22 protein-coding genes are annotated in these 18,734 nt (G+C 59.7%); 14 read left to right on the top strand and 8 right to left on the bottom strand.

Annotated features, from left to right (window positions below):
• The 5 genes from ACYQ1A_RS14435 to ACYQ1A_RS14415 form a co-directional block, all read right to left on the bottom strand.
• The gene (locus ACYQ1A_RS14435; protein ID WP_499363065.1) at positions 1–678 is read right to left on the bottom strand and encodes an alpha/beta hydrolase; all 678 of its coding nucleotides are present in this window, start codon (positions 676–678) and stop codon (positions 1–3) included.
• 10 nt (positions 679–688) lie between these two features.
• Entirely contained in the window at positions 689–1,276 is a 588-nt protein-coding gene (gene mog, locus ACYQ1A_RS14430; protein WP_499363063.1) for a molybdopterin adenylyltransferase, read from the bottom strand.
• 5 nt (positions 1,277–1,281) lie between these two features.
• Positions 1,282–1,935, bottom strand: a complete 654-nt coding sequence (locus ACYQ1A_RS14425; protein WP_062220898.1) for an HAD-IA family hydrolase — start codon at positions 1,933–1,935, stop codon at positions 1,282–1,284.
• Positions 1,936–1,938: 3 nt separating this feature from the next.
• A complete protein-coding gene (gene yjgA, locus ACYQ1A_RS14420) occupies positions 1,939–2,514 on the bottom strand; it encodes a ribosome biogenesis factor YjgA (protein ID WP_499363061.1) in 576 nt (191 codons plus the stop codon).
• A gap of 68 nt (positions 2,515–2,582) precedes the next feature.
• Positions 2,583–3,014 carry an SEL1-like repeat protein gene (locus tag ACYQ1A_RS14415; RefSeq protein ID WP_499363059.1) on the bottom strand — a complete coding sequence of 144 codons (432 nt, stop codon included), beginning with the start codon at positions 3,012–3,014 and terminating at the stop codon, positions 2,583–2,585.
• 385 nt (positions 3,015–3,399) lie between these two features.
• Between ACYQ1A_RS14415 and ACYQ1A_RS14410 the strand changes: the two genes are divergently transcribed.
• The 10 genes from ACYQ1A_RS14410 to ACYQ1A_RS14365 all read left to right on the top strand — a co-directional run bounded on the left by ACYQ1A_RS14410 (position 3,400) and on the right by ACYQ1A_RS14365 (position 12,264).
• Positions 3,400–4,035, top strand: coding sequence for a hypothetical protein (locus tag ACYQ1A_RS14410; protein ID WP_499363057.1), 636 nt, complete (start codon positions 3,400–3,402; stop codon positions 4,033–4,035).
• Between the two features lie 186 nt (positions 4,036–4,221).
• The gene (locus tag ACYQ1A_RS14405; RefSeq protein WP_499363056.1) at positions 4,222–4,713 is read left to right on the top strand and encodes a low molecular weight protein-tyrosine-phosphatase; all 492 of its coding nucleotides are present in this window, start codon (positions 4,222–4,224) and stop codon (positions 4,711–4,713) included.
• A 487-nt stretch (positions 4,714–5,200) separates the two neighbouring features.
• Positions 5,201–6,490, top strand: coding sequence for an NCS2 family permease (locus ACYQ1A_RS14400; RefSeq protein ID WP_499363054.1), 1,290 nt, complete (start codon positions 5,201–5,203; stop codon positions 6,488–6,490).
• A gap of 26 nt (positions 6,491–6,516) precedes the next feature.
• On the top strand, positions 6,517–7,065 hold the full coding sequence (locus tag ACYQ1A_RS14395; protein WP_499363052.1) for an adenine phosphoribosyltransferase: 549 nt from the start codon (positions 6,517–6,519) through the stop codon (positions 7,063–7,065).
• Positions 7,066–7,081: 16 nt separating this feature from the next.
• Entirely contained in the window at positions 7,082–7,636 is a 555-nt protein-coding gene (locus ACYQ1A_RS14390) for a hypoxanthine-guanine phosphoribosyltransferase (protein ID WP_053937887.1), read from the top strand.
• 223 nt (positions 7,637–7,859) lie between these two features.
• On the top strand, positions 7,860–8,078 hold the full coding sequence (locus tag ACYQ1A_RS14385; protein ID WP_499363050.1) for a hypothetical protein: 219 nt from the start codon (positions 7,860–7,862) through the stop codon (positions 8,076–8,078).
• Between the two features lie 192 nt (positions 8,079–8,270).
• Positions 8,271–9,491, top strand: coding sequence for an HD-GYP domain-containing protein (locus ACYQ1A_RS14380; protein ID WP_499363049.1), 1,221 nt, complete (start codon positions 8,271–8,273; stop codon positions 9,489–9,491).
• A gap of 83 nt (positions 9,492–9,574) precedes the next feature.
• On the top strand, positions 9,575–10,675 hold the full coding sequence (locus tag ACYQ1A_RS14375) for a Gfo/Idh/MocA family protein (protein WP_499363047.1): 1,101 nt from the start codon (positions 9,575–9,577) through the stop codon (positions 10,673–10,675).
• A gap of 13 nt (positions 10,676–10,688) precedes the next feature.
• The gene (locus tag ACYQ1A_RS14370) at positions 10,689–11,801 is read left to right on the top strand and encodes a DNA topoisomerase IB (RefSeq protein WP_499363045.1); all 1,113 of its coding nucleotides are present in this window, start codon (positions 10,689–10,691) and stop codon (positions 11,799–11,801) included.
• 127 nt (positions 11,802–11,928) lie between these two features.
• Positions 11,929–12,264 carry a hypothetical protein gene (locus tag ACYQ1A_RS14365; RefSeq protein WP_499363043.1) on the top strand — a complete coding sequence of 112 codons (336 nt, stop codon included), beginning with the start codon at positions 11,929–11,931 and terminating at the stop codon, positions 12,262–12,264.
• A gap of 161 nt (positions 12,265–12,425) precedes the next feature.
• On the opposite strand, the gene ACYQ1A_RS14360 is transcribed toward ACYQ1A_RS14365, so the two are convergent.
• On the bottom strand, positions 12,426–13,433 hold the full coding sequence (locus ACYQ1A_RS14360) for a nucleoid-associated protein (protein ID WP_062220922.1): 1,008 nt from the start codon (positions 13,431–13,433) through the stop codon (positions 12,426–12,428).
• 156 nt (positions 13,434–13,589) lie between these two features.
• Between ACYQ1A_RS14360 and rarD the strand changes: the two genes are divergently transcribed.
• Positions 13,590–14,480 (top strand): EamA family transporter RarD, encoded by an 891-nt coding sequence (gene rarD / locus ACYQ1A_RS14355; RefSeq protein ID WP_499363041.1) that lies wholly within the window; start codon positions 13,590–13,592, stop codon positions 14,478–14,480.
• A 102-nt stretch (positions 14,481–14,582) separates the two neighbouring features.
• Here rarD and ACYQ1A_RS14350 read toward each other — a convergent pair whose 3' ends face one another.
• A complete protein-coding gene (locus ACYQ1A_RS14350) occupies positions 14,583–14,897 on the bottom strand; it encodes a nucleotide pyrophosphohydrolase (protein ID WP_062220931.1) in 315 nt (104 codons plus the stop codon).
• A gap of 109 nt (positions 14,898–15,006) precedes the next feature.
• Here ACYQ1A_RS14350 and ribA point away from each other — a divergent pair, with 109 nt between their 5' ends.
• The 3 genes from ribA to ACYQ1A_RS14335 all read left to right on the top strand — a co-directional run bounded on the left by ribA (position 15,007) and on the right by ACYQ1A_RS14335 (position 16,231).
• On the top strand, positions 15,007–15,678 hold the full coding sequence (gene ribA, locus ACYQ1A_RS14345) for a GTP cyclohydrolase II (protein ID WP_499363039.1): 672 nt from the start codon (positions 15,007–15,009) through the stop codon (positions 15,676–15,678).
• A gap of 144 nt (positions 15,679–15,822) precedes the next feature.
• Positions 15,823–15,999: a hypothetical protein gene (locus tag ACYQ1A_RS14340; protein WP_499363037.1), complete on the top strand. Its 177-nt coding sequence runs from the start codon at positions 15,823–15,825 to the stop codon at positions 15,997–15,999.
• A gap of 31 nt (positions 16,000–16,030) precedes the next feature.
• Positions 16,031–16,231, top strand: a complete 201-nt coding sequence (locus tag ACYQ1A_RS14335) for a hypothetical protein (RefSeq protein ID WP_062220925.1) — start codon at positions 16,031–16,033, stop codon at positions 16,229–16,231.
• A 245-nt stretch (positions 16,232–16,476) separates the two neighbouring features.
• Here the strand turns inward: ACYQ1A_RS14335 and ACYQ1A_RS14330 are convergent, their stop codons facing one another.
• Positions 16,477–18,189: an alpha-amylase family glycosyl hydrolase gene (locus ACYQ1A_RS14330; RefSeq protein WP_499363035.1), complete on the bottom strand. Its 1,713-nt coding sequence runs from the start codon at positions 18,187–18,189 to the stop codon at positions 16,477–16,479.
• Between the last annotated feature and the right edge of the window lie 545 nt (positions 18,190–18,734).

The raw sequence follows: 18,734 nt of genomic DNA, 5'->3' as shown, positions 1-18,734 counted from the left end.
TCAGACCAGCACAGTGCGCAAGAACGCGCCGATTGCCTGCAATTCCGGCACGCATACCGAGTGCTGCATCGGATAATGCTGCCATTGCACCGGGTTGCCCAAAGCCTCAGTCGCGGCGCGGGCACGGTCGCCCAGCACATAGGGCACGACCGGGTCTTGCAAGCCATGCGCCGCAAAGACCGGGGTGCTCCGGTTGATGGTGTGGGGCGAGTCGGTGATCAGTGTGGCGGACGGCCAATAAGTCGATAGCGCCACGATGCCGGCCAGCTTTTGCGGAAACGTCAAACCCGCGCTATACGCAATCGCGCCGCCCTGCGAGAAGCCCGCCAGCACGATGCGTTCAGTCGGAATACCGTCCCGGTTCAGCTGCGCAATCATGGCACCCACCGCAGCAATCGACTGGCGCACGCCATTCTCGTCGGCATGCCGATCAATATCATCAAAATACAGAATGTCGTACCAGGCGCGCATCACATAGCCGTTGTTGCAGGTAATCGGCATATGTGGCGCGTGCGGAAACACAAAGCGCACGGCCAGCGTTGCCGGCAGTTGCAGTTGCGGCAATACGCCAGCAAAGTCGCTGCCGTCCGCGCCCAGACCATGCATCCAGATGACGGCGGCAGTCGGCTGGGCGCCGGTGTCGATTTCGATGGCGTCGAGCAATTCAGACGTACTCATGCAGATACTCTCAGACCGCAGGCGCGGGTTTGATGGCAGATTTGGGGCGGAAGGCGGCGACGACGCTGGCGTCGGTTTCTATATACGGGCCATCCAGCAACTGAATGCAGTAAGGCACGGCAGCAAAAATACCTGGCACCAGCGTCTTGCCATCGGCATCTTTCAAGCCTTCCAGCGTTTCGCGGATGGCCTTGGGCTGCCCCGGCAGATTAAGAATCAGGCTTTGCTTGCGGATTACACCCACCTGGCGCGACAGGATCGCCGTGGGCACAAACTTCAGGCTGACCTGACGCATCTGTTCGCCAAAGCCGGGCATTTCGCGGTCGGCCACGGCCAGCGTGGCATCGGGGGTTACATCGCGCAGCGCCGGGCCGGTGCCGCCGGTGGTCAACACCAACTGGCAGCCGGTGGTGTCGACCAGTTCGATCAGCGTGCTTTCGATTTCGGCTTGTTCATCCGGAATCAGCCGGGTGTGAACTTCAAACGGCGTGGTCAAGGCTGCGCTCAACCATTCGCGTAATGCCGGGATGCCCTGGTCGGTGTACACGCCCTGGCTGGCGCGGTCAGACACGGACACCAGGCCAATCTGCAAGCTCATGCGATTTACTCCGCGCTGGCCAACACCAGGCCAGTGGCCGTGCGCGTCAGCTTGAGGTCGTGATAATGATTGATCTGGCGATGCGCCAGCCCGGTCTGGTCCAGCCCCGCGGCATGCGCGATGGCTACAACGTGCATGCCTGCCGCGTGGGCCGAGCGGATGCCGCTGTCGGCGTCTTCAAACGCGATGCAGTCTTGCGGCGCAAAGCCCAGCGCCGCCGCACCGCGTTGGTAGGCTTCCGGATGCGGCTTGCCGATGTTGACCTCTTCGGCACCGATAATGATGGCTGGAGCCGGCACCCCGGCCACGCGTAATTTGGCCAGCGCAATATCGCGCGGCGCGGAAGTGACCACCGCCCATTCCTGCGGCTGCAACTGGCCGACAAAATCGGCCGCGCCAGGGATTTGGGTAATGCCGCTCATGTCAGCCATTTCTTCGGCCAGCAAGATTTTGACCTCGGCCGCTGCATCCATCTCTGGCGCCACGATCTGGATGGTCTCAACCCCCCGCCGACCATGCACAAACTGCAACAGATATTCCGCGTCGATGCCATGGCGTGCCGCCCAGCCGCGCCAGATGCGCTCGATCAAGGGGGTGGAATCAACCAGCGTGCCATCCATATCAAACAACAAACCACGCGCGGGGGCTTGCCAGCTCATGCCTTATTCCTCGTCGGTCGCGTCAGCAAGGTCCACCGCGCCGGTGCCATCAGAACGGGGCAGGGCGGGTTCGGGGATGTATTCCTTCAGCAGCTGGAACAGCTCGCGATAGGCCTTGGGCGGCTTTTGCTGCTCGCGCTCTTTGAGGGCATTGCGGATCAACTGGCGCAGGTGCTGAACATCAACCGCCGGATATTCCGCCACAAACGCTTCGACCGTTTTGCCATCAGCCAGCATCTGTTCGCGCGTGCGTTCCAGCTTGTGCAACCAGGCGTTGTGTTCGTCCGAAGTGCCCGCCATACGGTCCAGCAAGGCCTGGATCGGTTCCGGATCAACCTGGCGCATCAGCTTGCCGATAAATTGTTTTTGCCGCGACAAGGCACCGTGGCTACGCAGGCGCTTGCATTCGCGGATGGCCTCGACCAGGCGCTCGGGCAAGCCCAGCGTGGAGACAACTTTGATATCGAGAGCGACCAGCTGCTCGCCCAGTTCTTGCAGGCGGGTGGAATCACGCTTTGCTTGCGATTTACTGATCAGTTCCACGTCATCGTCGTGGTCGAACGCTTCATTCTGTGCCATGTGCATCAAGCCGATATTGCAAAAGCCGCATCATAACACTGCTCGCGCATGCGCCGTTCCGGGGCCGCCTAGCGATAGGGTACAAAGCCGAGGCAACGGAACATCACCGAGGCGTGGATGCAGCTGCAATCGGCCCAGGCGCGTTGGTCGCCTTGCGCCAGCGCGCGCCAGAACCAGCGTGCCGCCACAAAGCGCTGCATTTCGTCATGCGCATCGGGCGTGGCGGGCAACACGCCTGCGGTGTAGAGACGGCTGACCGGATAAAACGCCTTCTGCTCGCCGGCCAGCGCGGCCACCAACATATAGCGCGCCCCGATGACCGCATCGGGCGCCACGCGCTGCCCGCGCAAATACGCCACTGCCACATTCCACGCCGCCTTGCCCATGCCTTTGGCAGCCAGTTGCTTGAACTGATCGATAGGCTGCTCGCCCGAATCGGCCGATTGCAGCATGCGCACGGCGGCGTTGTATTGCAGCATGTCTTGTTCAGATAGGTTCATCTCGAGCTCCAGAACAGGCGGCCCCGCAGTCGGAGTCACGGCCCGGACTATCTCAGCCCGCAACTGTTTTGATCTATCAGACTATTCTCGAGGTGGCGCAGCGGGCCTTCTGGCGAAAGCCTAGTTCAGCCGCGCGCGGAATGCGCCTCTAACCCGCTGTGGCGCTCGACAGCGGGCAGAGCCTGTGGTGCCATTGCGCCTGGCACGCATCGCAGCGCCGCTTTCTTGATTCTTCGTCGCAAATATCGGCGCGCAGCTTGTCGGCAAAGGCGGGTTTGCTTAGCAAGGAAGGCGCGGCAATCAGGGCGTCCGCCAGCGTCGATGGGTGCGACCGACGCGTAGTGGCCATCTTGATTGGCGGAATATGATTTTTCCGGGGTGATATATGAATGTCGCGAGTGACGAAAAAAATTATAGCGGATATTTTTTTATCAAAAGCCTGCTTTGGGTGGCGGTTTTTTCGGCTTTGGCATTATCAATATCAGTTCTGGTTTCATTGGTATTCATTGATTTTATTCACGGAAATCCAAACAGGACCCAAGGCAACGCTGGTTTGATGATGGCGTTGTCCCCGCTTTTTTTTAGTGTGCTCGCTGTAATTGGTATATTTGCCGTCTTTTCACTTTCCCAGACTATTCAGGCGGCGATGATTAAATTGATTCATCCTCGATTTGGCCGCTATTCGTATATTTTCATCGGGCTTGCCGTTCCACTTGTTTCGATTGTGACGTGGTATTCATACGATTATTTAACCCCCACGAATTTCAATCTTGGAATAAATGAGGGAGCAGATTTGGTGCCGTATCAGCACGGTTTGAATTTTAAAAGGTATCTCGGGGCCTTGGCGTGTCAAGGATTTGTAACGGCTTTTAGCGTGCTCTATTTTGATTTAGGGATGCGTCATCGCCCCAGGAAGCCAATGCTGCTGATACTGGCCTTATTGGCAATTATCATTGGAGCAGTATTGGGGTGGCGCGATGCGATTGCACAGTTTCAATTCATAGACCATCCTTCTCGCTGATCAAAAAGATCATCGCTTTGTATAGCAAAGCAAAACCCGCCTGAGGCGGCGGTTGCAGGCAGGCTACCAGGCATTACTTCTGCGGTATGGTCATGGAATTTTGCGAGCTTCTTAAGGTGTGACCGACATGGCTTGCACTTCATCACGGAAAAAAATTTCCTGAAGATTTTATAAGGGATTGATGTTATGGGTGTTTATTCAGTTTTGATGGTCTGCACCGGCAATATCTGCCGCAGCCCCACCGCGGACGGTTTATTGCGCCAGATGGTGCGCAAGGCGGGTTGGCAGGCTCAGGTCGAAGTTGATTCGGCGGGTACCGATGATTATCACGTCGGCGAAGCGCCGGATCGGCGCGCGCAGCAGCATGCGCGCAAGCGCGATATTGATTTGAGCGCGCTGCGGGCGCGCCAGGTCAATGCGCATGACTTTGAGCATTTCGATTTGCTGCTGGCGATGGATCAGTCGCATCTGCGGCGATTGCAGCAGCACTGCCCGGCGGCGTACCGGCACAAGATCAAATTGTTTCTTGATTTCGCACCCGGGCAGCCTGAGCGTGAAGTGCCCGATCCCTATTACGGTGGCCCGGATGGCTTTGAGCACGTGCTTGATCTAGTCGAGGCGGGTTGCGAGGGCGTGATGACGCATATTGCGCAAGAGACCGGGCTGCGTTTGCCCTAGTGCCGTTGCACCGGCAGGGTGCGCGAGCGCCCCACAAGTAAGCGCCGCCCATCCGCTACAAAAGGCCGTAAGGATTGTTGAACCTTACAGCCCAGAGTACACTGCGCACCTTTTATTGATCCGGGGTGGTCCGTTGCGTATCGGCGCGGAGGCAGACACACCGTATCACTTAAAGATCAGGCGCTTGGCGCGCATTACCGGGCGTCCCGCGTTTTGACCATTTGGCCAGCGCCGCTGTCACTTTGTCAGCCGCCGGCAAAATTGCAAGCTGGCTGTCGTCCAGCCCGGTGGTGGGCGCGTTTCTTGCTACCAGACACTGTTTTTCCAGGTTCGATCTGTTGTTCCCTTCTCACGACCCTTCCACCAGAAGGCAGGGCGCGGGAAGTTGTTTTATCTGGCGTCGCGGCGGCTTGGTCCGGCGCGCGCGGGCGGCGGACACGCTATAAACCATTAACTATTTAAACAATAGAAATTCCGGGGACCAAAGATGCTTGAGTCGTTTTTTAAACTGAAGGAGCACGGCACGGACGTCAAGACCGAAGTGCTGGCGGGCTTTACCACTTTCTTGACGATGGCCTACATCATCTTCGTCAACCCTTCGATCCTGAAGCTGACCGGCATGGACTTCGGCGCAGTCTTCGTCGCCACATGTCTGGCGGCCGCGCTGGGCTCGGCTGTGATGGGTCTGGTGGCCAACTACCCGATCGCGCTGGCGCCGGGCATGGGTCTCAACGCTTACTTTACTTTCTCGGTGTGCATGGGCATGAAAGTGCCTTGGCAAATCGCGCTGGGCGCGGTGTTTATTTCGGGCGTGATTTTTGTGGTGGTGAGCTTGTTCAAGGTGCGAGAAGCCCTGGTCAACGCCATCCCGCATTCGCTCAAGCTGTCGATTTCGGCCGGTGTCGGTCTGTTTCTGGCCCTGATTGCGCTCAAGGGCGCGGGCATTGTGGTGGGTTCGCCGGCCACGCTGGTTACGCTGGGTAATATCCATTCACCGTCGGCCTTGCTGGCCGTATTCGGCTTTTTGCTGATTGTGGCGCTGGAATATCGTCGCGTGCCGGGTTCCATCATCATCGGCATTCTGGCGGTCACCGTCATCTCGATTGCGATGGGTCTGAGCAAGTTTGGTGGCGTGTTCTCGGCACCGCCGTCGATGGCTCCGACGCTGCTGCAAATGGATATCAAAGGCGCGCTCAATGCCGGTCTGGCTGGTGTGATCTTTGTATTCTTTTTTGTTGATCTGTTTGATACCACCGGCACGCTGATTGGCGTTTCGCATCGCGCGGGCCTGCTGGACAAAGACGGCAAGCTGCCGCGCCTGAAAAAAGCCCTGTTTGCCGATAGCGCCGCAATCGTGGCGGGTGCAGCCTTGGGTACTTCTTCGACCACCGCTTATATTGAATCTGCTGCCGGCACCGCCGTGGGTGGCCGCACCGGTCTGACCGCCGTTGTGGTTGCCATCCTGTTCCTGGTGGCGTTGGTGTTGTCGCCGCTGGCGGGCTCGGTGCCCGAATTCGCCACCGCCCCGGCACTGTGCTACGTGGCTGTGCTGATGGCGCGTGGCCTGGCTGAAATCGAATGGGATGATCTGACCGAAGCCGCGCCGGCCGTGGTCACCGCCTTTGGCATGCCGTTTACCTATTCGATTGCCGATGGCATTGCGTTTGGTTTTATCAGCTATGTCGGCGTCAAGCTGCTGGCTGGGCGTTTCAAGGATCTGTCCCCGGCCGTGATCGTGATTGCGCTGCTGTGGATGGTGAAGTTCGCCCTCTTTTGATTTGTGAGTAACCAGGATTTACCAGGATGAAAAAGCCGTTGTACGCCGAGTATCTGCAATCCCAGATCCGTACGGTGCCGGATTGGCCGCAGGCCGGGGTGATGTTCCGTGACATCACGCCGCTGCTGCAAAATCCCAAAACCTTTCGTTTGCTGGTGGACACCTTTGTGCACCGCTATATGGACGAAAAGCTGGATATGGTGGCAGGCGTCGACGCACGCGGCTTTATTCTGGGGGCGGTGGTGGCCTATGAGCTGAATCTGGGCTTTGTGCCCATCCGCAAAAAAGGCAAGTTGCCGTATCTGACAGTGGCAGAAGAATACGAACTGGAATACGGTTCGGCCACTGTCGAAATTCATACCGACGCCGTCAAACCTGGCGATCGGGTGTTATTGATCGACGATCTGGTGGCCACGGGCGGTACCATGCTGGCTGCGGCCAAGCTGCTGACCCGCCTGGGCGCCACCGTTGTCGAAGCGGCGGCCATTGTTGATCTGCCTGAACTGGGTGGCTCAAAACTGATCGCCGATAATCATTTGCCGCTGTTTACGATCTGCGATTTTGCCGGACATTAAGAACGAGGACTTACCCGTGACGCTTGAACTCCCTGAAGCCCATACCATTATCGATAACGCTGACTGCCTGCATGACGAGCAAGAAGTGCTGGCCGCGATCGATCGACTGGGGGTGGACATTACCAAGCGGATGTCCAGCAGCAATCCGATTGTGTACACCATCATGAACGGTGGCCTGATTGTTGCTGGCCACCTGCTGCCGCGCCTGCAGTTTCCGCTGGAATGCTCCTACCTGCATGCCACGCGTTATCGCCACGAAACCAGTGGCGGCGCGCTCAACTGGCTGGTGCCGCCGCGTGATGACATGAAAGGCCGCAGCGTGCTGATCATCGACGACATCCTCGACGAAGGCCACACCCTGGCTGCTGTTATCGACCATTGCAAAAAGCTCGGTGCCAAAGAAGTGCTGGTGGCGGTGCTGGTCGACAAACTGCACAACCGCAAAGCCCCCGGCGTGAGTGCCGACTTTGTCGGTCTGGCGGTGGAAGATCGCTTTTTGTTTGGCTGTGGCATGGACTACCAGGGCTACTGGCGTAACACGCTGTCAATCTACGCGGTTAAAGGTCTGTGATGGCCCATTGATGCGGCGCGAGCCCGTGTTAGAAAAAGCGACCTTCGGGTCGCTTTTTTTTGCGCCCGCAGCGCACGCCGTCGCCCGGCGGGGGCCAGATTGCGATAAAGGGGAAAGCGCTGACAGCGGCGCGGGTGCTTCTCTGATGCGTTTGGCATATTGGCTCTCCTACACTGCGTAGCGGTGGCGAGCAGCGCCATGACTAACTCGGGAGTGATAAAGCATGATCAAGCTGACTTCGTTGTTGATTGCAGCGGCCCTGGCCATTCCGGCCGCCGCCTTTGCAGAGGGTGAAGCCAACGGTGCCGGTGGCGCCAACGGGGTTGCGACGCCAGAAACTTCGCAAGATATGCCGATGCACAAGACGGCCAAAAAGCCGAAAAAAGCCAAGAAGGCTAAAGCCTCCAAGCCAGCAGTCGAACCGCAAGGTAGCGGCAGCTAAACGGCGTTTGATACGCTGCAGTACAAAGTCATATGCAAAAAGGCATGCCATCGGCATGCCTTTTTGCATGTGATACGTCAAAATACCGCGCTGTAACCCAGGTGTACTCCTGGGCCAAAACGCATGGCCGGATATGCCATATTCGACGCGTGCGCGACTTCTCCGTCCGCCTCTGCAGCCCAGGCACCGGCCATGATCAAAAAAATACCTTTTGCCGATCTCAAGATCGGAATGTACGTCCATGACCTGGACACCGACTGGTTTAACCATCCGTTTGTGCGCAACCAGTTTCCGCTGCGCGAAGCGTCCGAAATCGAACGCATCCGCGCCGCCGGCATCAGTTCGCTCTACATCGACACCGACAAGGGTCTGGATGTCGCCGATGCCCCCACCCAGGCCGAAGTGCGCCAGCGCGTGCACGAAGAAATGCTGCAGGCGGTAACGGCCGAAGCCCCCATCATCCGCATGACGGTGGCCGAAGAAATGGGCCGCGCCGGTCGCATCAAGAATCAGGCCAAAGTCGCAGTACAGCAGGTCATGAACGATGTGCGCCTGGGTAAGGTGGTGCAGGTCAGCAGCCTGGAGCCGCTGGTGGAAGAAATTTCCAACAGCATCTCGCGCAGCAGCGGTGCGCTGACTGCCTTGCTGCAGATCAAAACGGCCGACGAATACACCTTTCTGCACTCAGTAGCGGTATGCGCGCTGATGGTGAGTTTTACCCGCTCGGTGGGCTTTGATTCGAGCGTGGTGCAACTGGCCGGCATGGGCGGATTGCTGCACGACACCGGCAAAATGAAAATCCCGTCCGAAGTGCTGAACAAACCCGGCCGCCTGACCGAAGCTGAATTTGAATTGATCAAACAGCATCCGCGGCTGGGCTGGGATGTGCTCAAAGATGTGCCGGAGATTCCCGATATCGCGCTCGACATCACGCTGCATCATCACGAGCGTTTTGGCGGCGGCGGTTATCCGCATGGCCTGCAAGGCGAGCAGATTTCGACATTGGCACGCATGGCAGCGGTGGTCGACGTCTATGACGCCATCACCAGCAATCGTTGTTATCACACGGGCTTGTCGCCCACCGAAGCCTTGCGCCGCATGTGGGAATGGGCGCCGTCGCATCTTGATCCCAAGCTGGTACAGGCATTTATCCGCATGGTGGGCATTTATCCGGTGGGCAGCATGGTCAAGCTGGAAAGCGGCCGTATCGGCGTGGTGAGCGAGCCGAATATGACCGAAATGCTCAAACCGCGCGTCAAAGTATTTTTCTCAACCCGCAGCCAGAGTTATATACCGGTGCAGGAAGTGGATCTGGCGCGTCCGCTGGGCGCGGGCGGCGGCGACCGCATCGTCGATTACGAAGATGCCAGCGCCTATAAGGTTGATCCGATGAGGATATTGGCAGGCGTCTGACATACAGCCCCCGCCCGCGCACCCACTATCGTGGCAAACGCGCACGGTTATTGCCGCTGCGCCAACCAACAGCGGAGTGGGCAATGGATCAGGTGCGTTATGGCGTGGTGGGCTGTGGCTGGATCAGCCAGCAATATTTTTTGCCGGGCGTGGCCAACACGGGCAATTCCAGCGTTGGCGCATTGGTGTCGGACGATCCGGCCAAGCTGCGCCAACTGGGCGACCGCTATCAGGTGCCGCCCGAAGCGCACTTTGATTACGACCAGTTCGAGACCTTGCTCGGCTCGGGCCTGATCGACGCCTTGTATATCGCCACGCCCAACTGGAAACATCTGGAATTTGCCGTCACTGCGTTGGAGCGCGGCATCCCCGTATTGCTGGAAAAACCCGCTGCCGTCAGCGTGGCCGAGTGCGAGGCCATGATCCAGGCCGCCGAACGCGGCAAAGCGCCGTTTATGGTGGCGTATCGCTTGCACTTTGAGCCCGCTACCCTGGCCGCAGTCGAAGCCGTGCGCGCAGGCAAACTGGGCGATGTGCGCTTGTTTACCGCCGCCTTTGGCCAACCGGTGGATCCGGCTAATCACCGCGCGCATAGCGGTTTCTGGGCGGGCCCGGTGGCGGATATGGGCCCGTATCCGATCAATGCCGCGCGCATGATGTTTGGCGCCGAGCCGATCGAAGTGCACGCCGCAGGCACGCGGCGACCCGAACTGGAATTTGATTTCCACGATACCGTGGCGGTCACCTTGCGGTTTCCGGGGGAGCGACTGGCGCAGTTCGTGGTGAGCTATGCCGGTTCGGCCGGGGTGAACAGCTATCGCGTCATTGGCACCAAGGGCGATTTGCGGGTTGAACCCTGTTTTGATTTGTCGGTGGACTACCACCACTATCTGACGCTCGAAGGCGAGGGCAGCCACCAAACCTTTATGCAGACCGACCACTTTGGTGGCGAGACGCAATATTTCTCCGAATGCATCCGCAATGGCACCTGGCCGGAGCCGGATGGTCGCGAAGGCCTGGCCGATGTGCGCGTGATCGCCGCCATCGAAACCGCCCTCAAAACCGGTCTGCCGCAATTGCTGGAGCCGTATGATCGCGGCCAGCAGGTTGATCCGGCCAATGCGCGCCATCTCAGCCCGGTGGACCTGCCGCCGCTGGTGGATGCCGCCACGCCGCAAGGTTGATATGGCCGCCCGCATGAATGCGCACACCGCTCAAGTCGCCACAGCGCTCAAGGCAGCGCTCAAACCACCGCCGCTGCCGCCCGTTGCCGCCACTGCGGATGTGGATGCCGCCAAGGCCAGCGCCAGACTGGCCGGGCTGCGTTATGTCAGCGATGACAAACCCGGCATCAGCCGAGCGCTGCGGCGCGGCAAGACGGTGTATGAGTACAAAGGCGAACGCGTGACTGACCTGACCACGCTGGCGCGGATCAAAGCATTGGTCATCCCGCCCGCGTGGACCGACGTCTGGATTTGCCCGTATGCCAACGGGCATTTGCAAGCGACCGGGCGCGATGCCAAAGGCCGCAAACAATATCGCTATCACACGCGTTGGCGCGAAGTGCGCGATGAATCCAAATATCACCGCATGCTGGCCTTTGGCCACGCTTTGCCGCAAATCCGCGAGCGCGCCGCGCAAGACCTGGCGCAACGTGGCATGCCGCGCACCAAAGTGCTGGCGGCCGTGGTGTTGCTGCTGGAATCGACGCTGATCCGCGTGGGCAATGATGAATACGCCAAAGCCAACAAATCGTATGGCCTGACCACCATGCGCAATCGGCATGTCGATATCAGCGGTAATACGGTGCGCTTTCACTTTCGCGGCAAATCGGGCAAGCAGCACGATATCGAGCTGTCGGATCGCCGTCTGGCGCGCATAGTGCAAAAGTGTCGCGAGTTGCCGGGGCAAGAATTGTTTCAGTATCTGGACGAAGACGGCGCGCGCCATGGCGTGGATTCGTCCGATGTAAATGAATATCTGAAAGACATCGCGGGCGAGGATTACACCGCCAAGGATTTCCGCACCTGGGCGGGCACGGTACTGGCGGCCGGCGAACTGGCGCGCAACTGGCCGTATGAGTCGGATGCCGATGCCAAGCGCCATATCACCGCCACGGTGCAGGTGGTATCGCAGCGGCTGGGCAACACGCCGGCGGTGTGTCGCAAGTGTTATATCCACCCGGTGATTATCGAGGCCTATCAGCAGGGCAGCGTGCTTGATCCGGATAAGGCCCGGGCCGAAATTCCGCTGCGTGAACTCGAACTGGAAGTGCTGGCGTTTCTGCAACGGCAATTGCAGGGCAGTTAAGCGCCTGTCAGTGGCTGGGGCCGCACTGTCCTACAGCAGTTCGCGCACCATGCCGGGCGTAATCTGCACCGGGCTGGCGCAGACTGGGTTCTCCAAGGCGCAAGCCGAATAACACGGAGTGCTTATCATGCAAACCAGCGAATTCCAGCAACGTTTTTCCCAGATCGAACGTAGCGTGCAGACTGCTGCGCAGACGTGTCGCCAAACTCAAAACGTGCCGCAACAATTGCAAGACACCATCGCCCAGCTTGATACGCAATCGCAGCAGACCAGCCAGCAATTTGCCAGCCAGACTGCCGACGTGCCCGAGCAACAGTTTGCACAAGCCGTCGACCGGCTGGAGCAACTGGGCGACCAGGCCATGCAGGCCGTGCGCCAGAACAATGATCTGGACAGCAAATTGCGCGACGCGGTCAAACAAGCGCATGACCAGCTCAGCCAGCTGAAGCATCAACTGCACTAAACGGCAATCGCCCGGTGCAACGCAAAACGGCATGGAGCTATCCATGCCGTTTTGTTTATAGGGTGGGTCTGGACCCACCAGCCAAAGCCGCGAACAAGAATGCCAACATCTGCGTACCAGCCAGTCACTTTGAAAGGTGGGTCTAGACCCACCCTATGCGTTCAATCGCCCAGCAGTTCTTTACGCAGTTGTTCCGGCACGTTGTACAGCACGATGGTGTCGTTCTGTTTGTTGTAGATGACATCGCCGCTACGCAGCGCGCCCCGCTCAAATTCCAGTTTCCAGCCCGGGGCAGCCGCCTTGAAGCGCATCAGCGGCTTGATGGCACGTCGGTCGGGCACAAAGCCACTCGACAGTTCCAGCTTTTCATCGGCCAGCGCCTCGCGCATTTCCGCTGGCGCATCGGGCCAGACTTTTTCCGCCACTTCGTCCAGGCTCACCGGCCGGGCGTCGTCGCCCAGCTCATCCAGATAAGTGTGCGCACGGGCAAACAAGGTATCGCGGGCCTCGTGCCCGAGCTGGGTTTTGGCAACAAAGTTTTCCAGACCCTGCACCAGCTTTTGCGTTTCTTTGAGCGCCGTCACCACATCGTTGCAGCCCAGAAACAGCTTGAAGTACTGCGCCACATCGCCACGGCCTTTCAGGAAGGACAGATAGCGATCCGCCCCCGCTTGCCACGCGTCCAGATCGATACGGCCAGCCACGCGCAGGTTATCCATATCCAGATGCACGCTGTCGCTAATGTCCATATTGGCGCCGATGGCGGTGCCGATCACTTCTGACACCAGCGCCACCAGCAAGAATGCGCCGCCTTCGTTGCTGGCATGCGCGATCAGGATATAGCCGCCGGTGGCGGCCGGTTCTTGCTCGGCACGCACCTGCAACTGTTCCATCATTTGCTGGCTGAAGCTGACAAAGTCGATGGCTTGCTCCTGCGCCCATTGCCGCACTAGCGCGGGCATCGGAAACGCCGTCTCGTCACTCTCGAACTTGCCGAATCCCTTACCCAGACGGCTGGTGTAAAGCTGGCACAGATGATCCACCAGGCGTTGCGCAGTGGCGCTTACCGGCACTTCGTTGGGCCGCAGATGCGTGCTGGCCGGGCCGCTGGCGGCCTTTTCGAGGTGGTGGACGATCAGATGGTGGATGGTGTTGGGCGAGCTCGACATGGGTGTTCCTGAAACAGCAAAAGCGGGTGCCGCAATGTAGCAGAACGGCACCCGTCCCGCACCCGCTGCGGCGCAAGCAAAGGGGCGACCCAGCGGGCGGGGCTGGGGCAAATGCGGCCGGGCTGGTAGCATGCCGCCTCTATCAAGAGGTCATCTATGCTGTTGTCGGGTCGTGGGTTTGCTTATTCATTGGGCGCGTCGTTGGTGTTTGCAACGCTGGGCGCGTATGCCGCGTGGCTGCATCCGCTGGATGGCATGGCCATCGTGGCCTGGCGCGTCACCTTTACCATCCCGGCGATGTGGCTGGTGCTGATGTTGTTGCGTCAGACCGACCGGTTCTGGGCTTTGTGTGGCCGCATGAAGCGCGAGCCTGTCCTGTGGCTGGTATTGCCGGTGGCGGCGTTTTTGTTGTTTGTACAGCAATGGCTGTTTATGTGGGCGCCCGGGGTAGGGCGCTTGATGGAAGTCTCGCTGGGTTATTTTCTGTTGCCGCTGGTGATGGTGCTGGCGGGTTTCTTTTTTTATAAAGAACGCCCGACGCCGCTGCAATGGCTGGCGGTGGGCTTTGCCTGCGTGGGCGTGCTGCACGAAATCTGGCTGACGCGCGCGTTTTCGTGGGTGACCTTGCTGACGGCGGCGGGCTATCCGCCTTATCTGATGTTGCGGCGCTGGGCCAAGCTGGATCCGGTGGCCGGCTTTTTACTGGAAAGCCTGTTTATCTTTCCCTGCGTGGCGTGGTATCTGGCCAGCCACGACGCCGCCACCCACGCGCTGGCGTTGCGGCCCATGCTGTGGCTGATGTTGCCGCTGCTGGGCATTCTGACCGCGACGGCGTTTGCGCTCTACCTGGCCGCCAGCAAATTGCTGCCGTGGAGCGTGCTGGGCATCCTCGGCTATGTGGAGCCGGTGCTGCTGTTCTTTATCTCTATCCTGTTCCTCGGCGAGCCGTTCACCGCCGCCGGGCTGGGTACGTATATCCCGATCTGGATCGGCGTACTGCTGACCTGCGGCCATAGTCTGCACACGCTGAAAACCCAGCAGGCCTAGACCTTGAGCCTCGGACCGAGGGGGTGATACCCGGTCCACCAGAGTGCGTTGCCCTGCGGGTAATACACTCTGGAAACGACCGTTTCCGCTATGCGCCCAGGGTTATGGCGCCGGGTATTTGATAGCGTTCAGCACCATCTTGCGCGCAATGGCGTCGCCCAGATCCACACCCAGCACGTCGGCCAGCCGCAGCATATACATCATCACATCGGCCATTTCCTGGCCCACCGCGTCCAGCCGGGCCGGATCATCCTTCAGTGCCACCGCTTGTTCCGGGGTCAGCCACTGAAAATGCTCCAGCAATTCGGCCATTTCTACCGACATCGCCATCACCAGGTTCTTGGGGGTATGAAACTGCGGCCAGTCGCGTGCTTCGGCAAAATCGCGTAATTGTTGCTGGATGATTGCAACGTCCATTTCTATCGTTTCCTTGTTGTGGTGCATCAAAGCGCAGCGGGCGTGGGTTGAATAATCTACCAGGCAGCATCATCTATCCCGCTCAAATCTGAGTCTATCCGGGCCTTACATGTCTGCCTCCATCATCAATCCTGTCGCTTGCACCACCCCGTTAGAACTGGTCGATCCGGTTGCAATTTCGCGCTTGCCCACTCGCCACGGCGAATTTACCGCGCACGTATATCGTTCGCGCCTTGATGGCGTCGAGCATATGGCGTTGGTGGCGGGCGAGATCAATTGCAAATCGGCCGTGCTGGTGCGGCTGCATTCTGAATGCCTGACTGGCGATGTATTTGGCTCTTTGCGTTGCGATTGCGGCGAGCAACTGGACATGGCCTTGCAGCGCATTATCCAGCATGGCAGCGGCGTGTTGCTGTACTTGCGCGGGCAAGAAGGGCGCGGCATCGGGCTGGCGCACAAGATTCAGGCCTATGCCTTGCAGGATCAGGGGCTGGATACGGTTGATGCCAATACCGCGCAGGGCTTGCCGATCGATGCGCGCAGCTACGATGCGGCGGCGGAAATCCTGCGCCATCTGGGCATCCGCTCGGTTCGTTTGATGAGCAATAACCCGCTCAAACTGGCCGCCTTGCAAGCTGCGGGCCTGCCCGTTACCGAGCGCGTGGTGCATCAGGTTGAGCCCAATGACGAGAACCGCCATTACCTCGAGACCAAACGTCTGCGCATGGGCCATATGCTGGCGCCCGATGTCACGCTGAGCTATCGCCCCAAAAGCGAGTAAAGCGGCCACGGCGCTCCTACTTGCGTCGTCCGCACCGTTCCGACAACACGCCGCGCAGCGCGCTCACAACGCGGCGCGGCGTCAACCGCTCCGCATGCGGCGCTGAAACGCGCATGATGGCCTCAATCACTGGAGGACAACATCATGCCCGCATTAAGTATTCCTGTTCCGCCCAGCCAACGTTATCGCAAGCCGATTCCGCTGCCGCCCGGAGAAACCGAACTGCATATGCCGGAACGTGATGGCGAGGTGCTGGATACCACCATCCTGGATATGCCGATAACGCCCGGCATGCCGGACGCACCGCGCACCCTGCAGTGAACAACACGCACATAACAGGGGAAACCGCATCATGTCTGAACTCGCCGATCTCACACCACGCGATCTGGAAATCCTGCGTCTGGCTGCCGCCGGGCGCTCGGTGACGCTGGATACCGACCAGGTCAAACATCTGATCCAGGTGGAGCCACCGCTGCTGGAAGCCAATGCCATTTATGGCTGGCAGATTACCTCGGCAGGCGAAACGTATTTGCTGGACAAAGCCGCGCATTAACACAAGCAGGGAGACGGGGCCGCAATGACGGCCGCCGAGGGGAAAAGAGCCGGTTCGTTGAACCGGCTCTGCTTTTTGGTATCGCCTTGGACGGTGCCGAACGCGTACCGCACCGCGCATTGATGCGCAGGGTGCGTTATCGCAAGGGCAACGCACCATGCGCGGCGTCAGCCGCGGCCCCACGCCGCGTCCAGGCCATACGCGGAGGTGCGTCGCCCGCCGGGCAACGCATCCGACGCCCGCGACTATGCCTGGTTTGCCAAGGCGATAATTTCGCCACCAAAGGCGGGCAGCAGCACGCCGTCTTGTTGCCAGCCTGCGGCTTGCGGTGCTTCATGCGCGTGCGAGCCTAGCAGCACGCGCGCGCCTTCCAGCCCGGCGTACTTGAACCGGACTGGTGTGGTGCCAAAATTCAGCGCCACCAGCAGACGGCGGCCATGGTGCTCGCGGATAAATGCCAGCACCGTGTCGGGCGCGGGCACGTCCTCAAAGCGGCCGATATGCAAGGCGGGCTCAGCGCGACGCAGGCGCAATAAATCGCGATACAGATTGAGCAAGGACGAGGGGTCTGCTTGCGCCGACGCCACATTCACCGTCGCGACCGCGCTGCCCAGCGGCAACCACGGTTCGCCGGTGGTGAAACCCGCTTTGGCGCTGGCGTCCCAGCGCATCGGACTGCGTTCGGGATCGCGGCCGAAACCTTTATTGGGCACGCGCTTTTCAAATGGATCGCGGATGTCCTCTGGTGCCACCGGCACATCCAGCATACCGATTTCATCGCCGTAATACATGATGGGCGTGCCGCGCAAGGTCAGCAGCAACATGGCCGCCAGCCGCACCTGGTCCTCGCCCAGCCGCGTTGCCAGGCGTTGTTTGTCGTGATTGCCAAACGACCAGTTGGGCCAGGCAAATTGCGGCACCAGCCGCTCTACTTCCAGAATGGCCTGGCGGATGGCATCCAGTTGCCACGGCTGCAGGATCAACAGCGAATTGGTCGGCAGCTGCACGCCTTTGCCATCGGCCCCGTAATAGGCGATCAGCGCTTCCAGCGGCAGATACAGCTCGCCCAGCATCATGCGGTCGCCTTCGTACTGGTCCAGCAAGGCGCGCATACGGGCAATGACCACCTGCACTTCGGCCTGGTCCAGCGTAAAGCGCGGCATCAGTTGCTCGTGTTCGCCATGCACTTTCGGGTCGTAATCGGGATTGGGCGGGTTGTCGCGGAAGTTGGCATCCTTGAACAAATGCATCAGCGCATCCATGCGAAAACCATCCACGCCACGCTCCAGCCAGAAGCGCATCTGCGTCAGCACCGCTTCTTGCACTTCGTTATTGCGCCAGTTCAGGTCGGGCTGCTCAGGCAAAAACGAGTGCATATAGTATTGGCCGGTCGCCTTATCCAGCGTCCAGGCGCGACCGCCCAGGTGGCTGAACCAGTTGGTGGGCGGGCTACCATCCGGCGCAGGGTCGTGCCAGATATACCAGTCACGCTTGGGGTGCTCGCGGCTGCTGCGCGATTCGACAAACCATGCACATTGGTCCGAAGTATGGTTAGGCACAAAATCGATAATCACCTTGAGCCCCAGCTGGTGCGCATCGGCAATCAGCGCATCCATATCGGCCAGCGTGCCAAACAGCGGGTCTATGGCCGTCGGATCAATCACGTCATAACCAAAGTCAGCCATGGGCGAGGGATAAACCGGCGGGATCCACACCGCGTCGATGCCCAGCCACGCCAGATAGGGCAGGCGCTGGCGGATGCCCTGCAGATCGCCCACGCCATCCCCGTTGCTGTCCTGAAACGAGCGCGGATACACCTCGTAAATCACGCCCCGTTGCCACCAGCGCCAGGCACTCTCGGATTCTTGTGGCTGCGGCACCCGGCCCGCGCTGCCGCTGACGCTGACGTCAATGGCGCGGGGCGAATCGGCACCGGCCTCGGGTTGGGGGGATGGCATGGTCGTCTCCTCAAGCTGTTGTTGTGATGCATTGTTTTAGCGCGCGCACGGCTGGCGCGCGTAGGGAAGGCGTCCGGATATGCTGTAGGCGGGGCGGCGGTTCTGGATGAGCGGTGCGCCGCGACCATGGCTGTAGCCATTTTCTTTGCTTCGCCGGCTAGACCGGACACATACCGGACAGGTGTGCGCACACATACTGGACACGGACAAACCGGGCTTTCGGGCCGGAAGCGTGATCGCCAGGCACCCCAGCCACTTTCAGAAGCACATCTTCCGGTGCGTAGACCGTGCTTTCGGGCGGCTTTGGGTGGTGGGTCTAGACCCACCGTATGAAACGTTGGCGGTTCGTGGCGGGAACGGTGACAAATCAGACGGCAGTGGCCGTGCGAAATGGATGCGCTAAGCGGGCGCTGCCGATATTCACTGTCACCCGTCGCCCCCACGCCCACCCGATGTTGCGTAGCAACGAGGCAGCACCGTGTCCCAACAACGATCATTACCTGTCGAGGGAGGGGAAGGAGACCGGTAGTTCGGGCTCCGTCCGA

This window comes from Silvimonas sp. JCM 19000 (genome assembly GCF_054652575.1).
This window is presented reverse-complemented; position numbering and strand designations above follow the sequence as displayed.

Bases quoted from the DNA above. Each gene is read 5' to 3' on its own strand.
- ACYQ1A_RS14410 (WP_499363057.1), top strand. From the start codon at position 3,400: ATGAATGTCGCGAGTGACGAAAAAAATTATAGCGGATATTTTTTTATC.
- ACYQ1A_RS14350 (WP_062220931.1), bottom strand. From the start codon at position 14,897: ATGGACGTTGCAATCATCCAGCAACAATTACGCGATTTTGCCGAAGCA.
- ACYQ1A_RS14375 (WP_499363047.1), top strand. From the start codon at position 9,575: ATGGATCAGGTGCGTTATGGCGTGGTGGGCTGTGGCTGGATCAGCCAG.
- ACYQ1A_RS14405 (WP_499363056.1), top strand. From the start codon at position 4,222: ATGGGTGTTTATTCAGTTTTGATGGTCTGCACCGGCAATATCTGCCGC.
- ACYQ1A_RS14335 (WP_062220925.1), top strand. From the start codon at position 16,031: ATGTCTGAACTCGCCGATCTCACACCACGCGATCTGGAAATCCTGCGT.
- ACYQ1A_RS14380 (WP_499363049.1), top strand. From the start codon at position 8,271: ATGATCAAAAAAATACCTTTTGCCGATCTCAAGATCGGAATGTACGTC.
- yjgA (WP_499363061.1), bottom strand. From the start codon at position 2,514: ATGGCACAGAATGAAGCGTTCGACCACGACGATGACGTGGAACTGATC.
- ACYQ1A_RS14340 (WP_499363037.1), top strand. From the start codon at position 15,823: ATGCCCGCATTAAGTATTCCTGTTCCGCCCAGCCAACGTTATCGCAAG.
- ACYQ1A_RS14435 (WP_499363065.1), bottom strand. From the start codon at position 678: ATGAGTACGTCTGAATTGCTCGACGCCATCGAAATCGACACCGGCGCC.
- ACYQ1A_RS14385 (WP_499363050.1), top strand. From the start codon at position 7,860: ATGATCAAGCTGACTTCGTTGTTGATTGCAGCGGCCCTGGCCATTCCG.
- mog (WP_499363063.1), bottom strand. From the start codon at position 1,276: ATGAGCTTGCAGATTGGCCTGGTGTCCGTGTCTGACCGCGCCAGCCAG.
- ACYQ1A_RS14330 (WP_499363035.1), bottom strand. From the start codon at position 18,189: ATGCCATCCCCCCAACCCGAGGCCGGTGCCGATTCGCCCCGCGCCATT.
- ACYQ1A_RS14415 (WP_499363059.1), bottom strand. From the start codon at position 3,014: ATGAACCTATCTGAACAAGACATGCTGCAATACAACGCCGCCGTGCGC.
- ACYQ1A_RS14365 (WP_499363043.1), top strand. From the start codon at position 11,929: ATGCAAACCAGCGAATTCCAGCAACGTTTTTCCCAGATCGAACGTAGC.
- ACYQ1A_RS14400 (WP_499363054.1), top strand. From the start codon at position 5,201: ATGCTTGAGTCGTTTTTTAAACTGAAGGAGCACGGCACGGACGTCAAG.
- ACYQ1A_RS14395 (WP_499363052.1), top strand. From the start codon at position 6,517: ATGAAAAAGCCGTTGTACGCCGAGTATCTGCAATCCCAGATCCGTACG.
- ACYQ1A_RS14425 (WP_062220898.1), bottom strand. From the start codon at position 1,935: ATGAGCTGGCAAGCCCCCGCGCGTGGTTTGTTGTTTGATATGGATGGC.
- ribA (WP_499363039.1), top strand. From the start codon at position 15,007: ATGTCTGCCTCCATCATCAATCCTGTCGCTTGCACCACCCCGTTAGAA.
- rarD (WP_499363041.1), top strand. From the start codon at position 13,590: ATGCTGTTGTCGGGTCGTGGGTTTGCTTATTCATTGGGCGCGTCGTTG.
- ACYQ1A_RS14360 (WP_062220922.1), bottom strand. From the start codon at position 13,433: ATGTCGAGCTCGCCCAACACCATCCACCATCTGATCGTCCACCACCTC.
- ACYQ1A_RS14370 (WP_499363045.1), top strand. From the start codon at position 10,689: ATGAATGCGCACACCGCTCAAGTCGCCACAGCGCTCAAGGCAGCGCTC.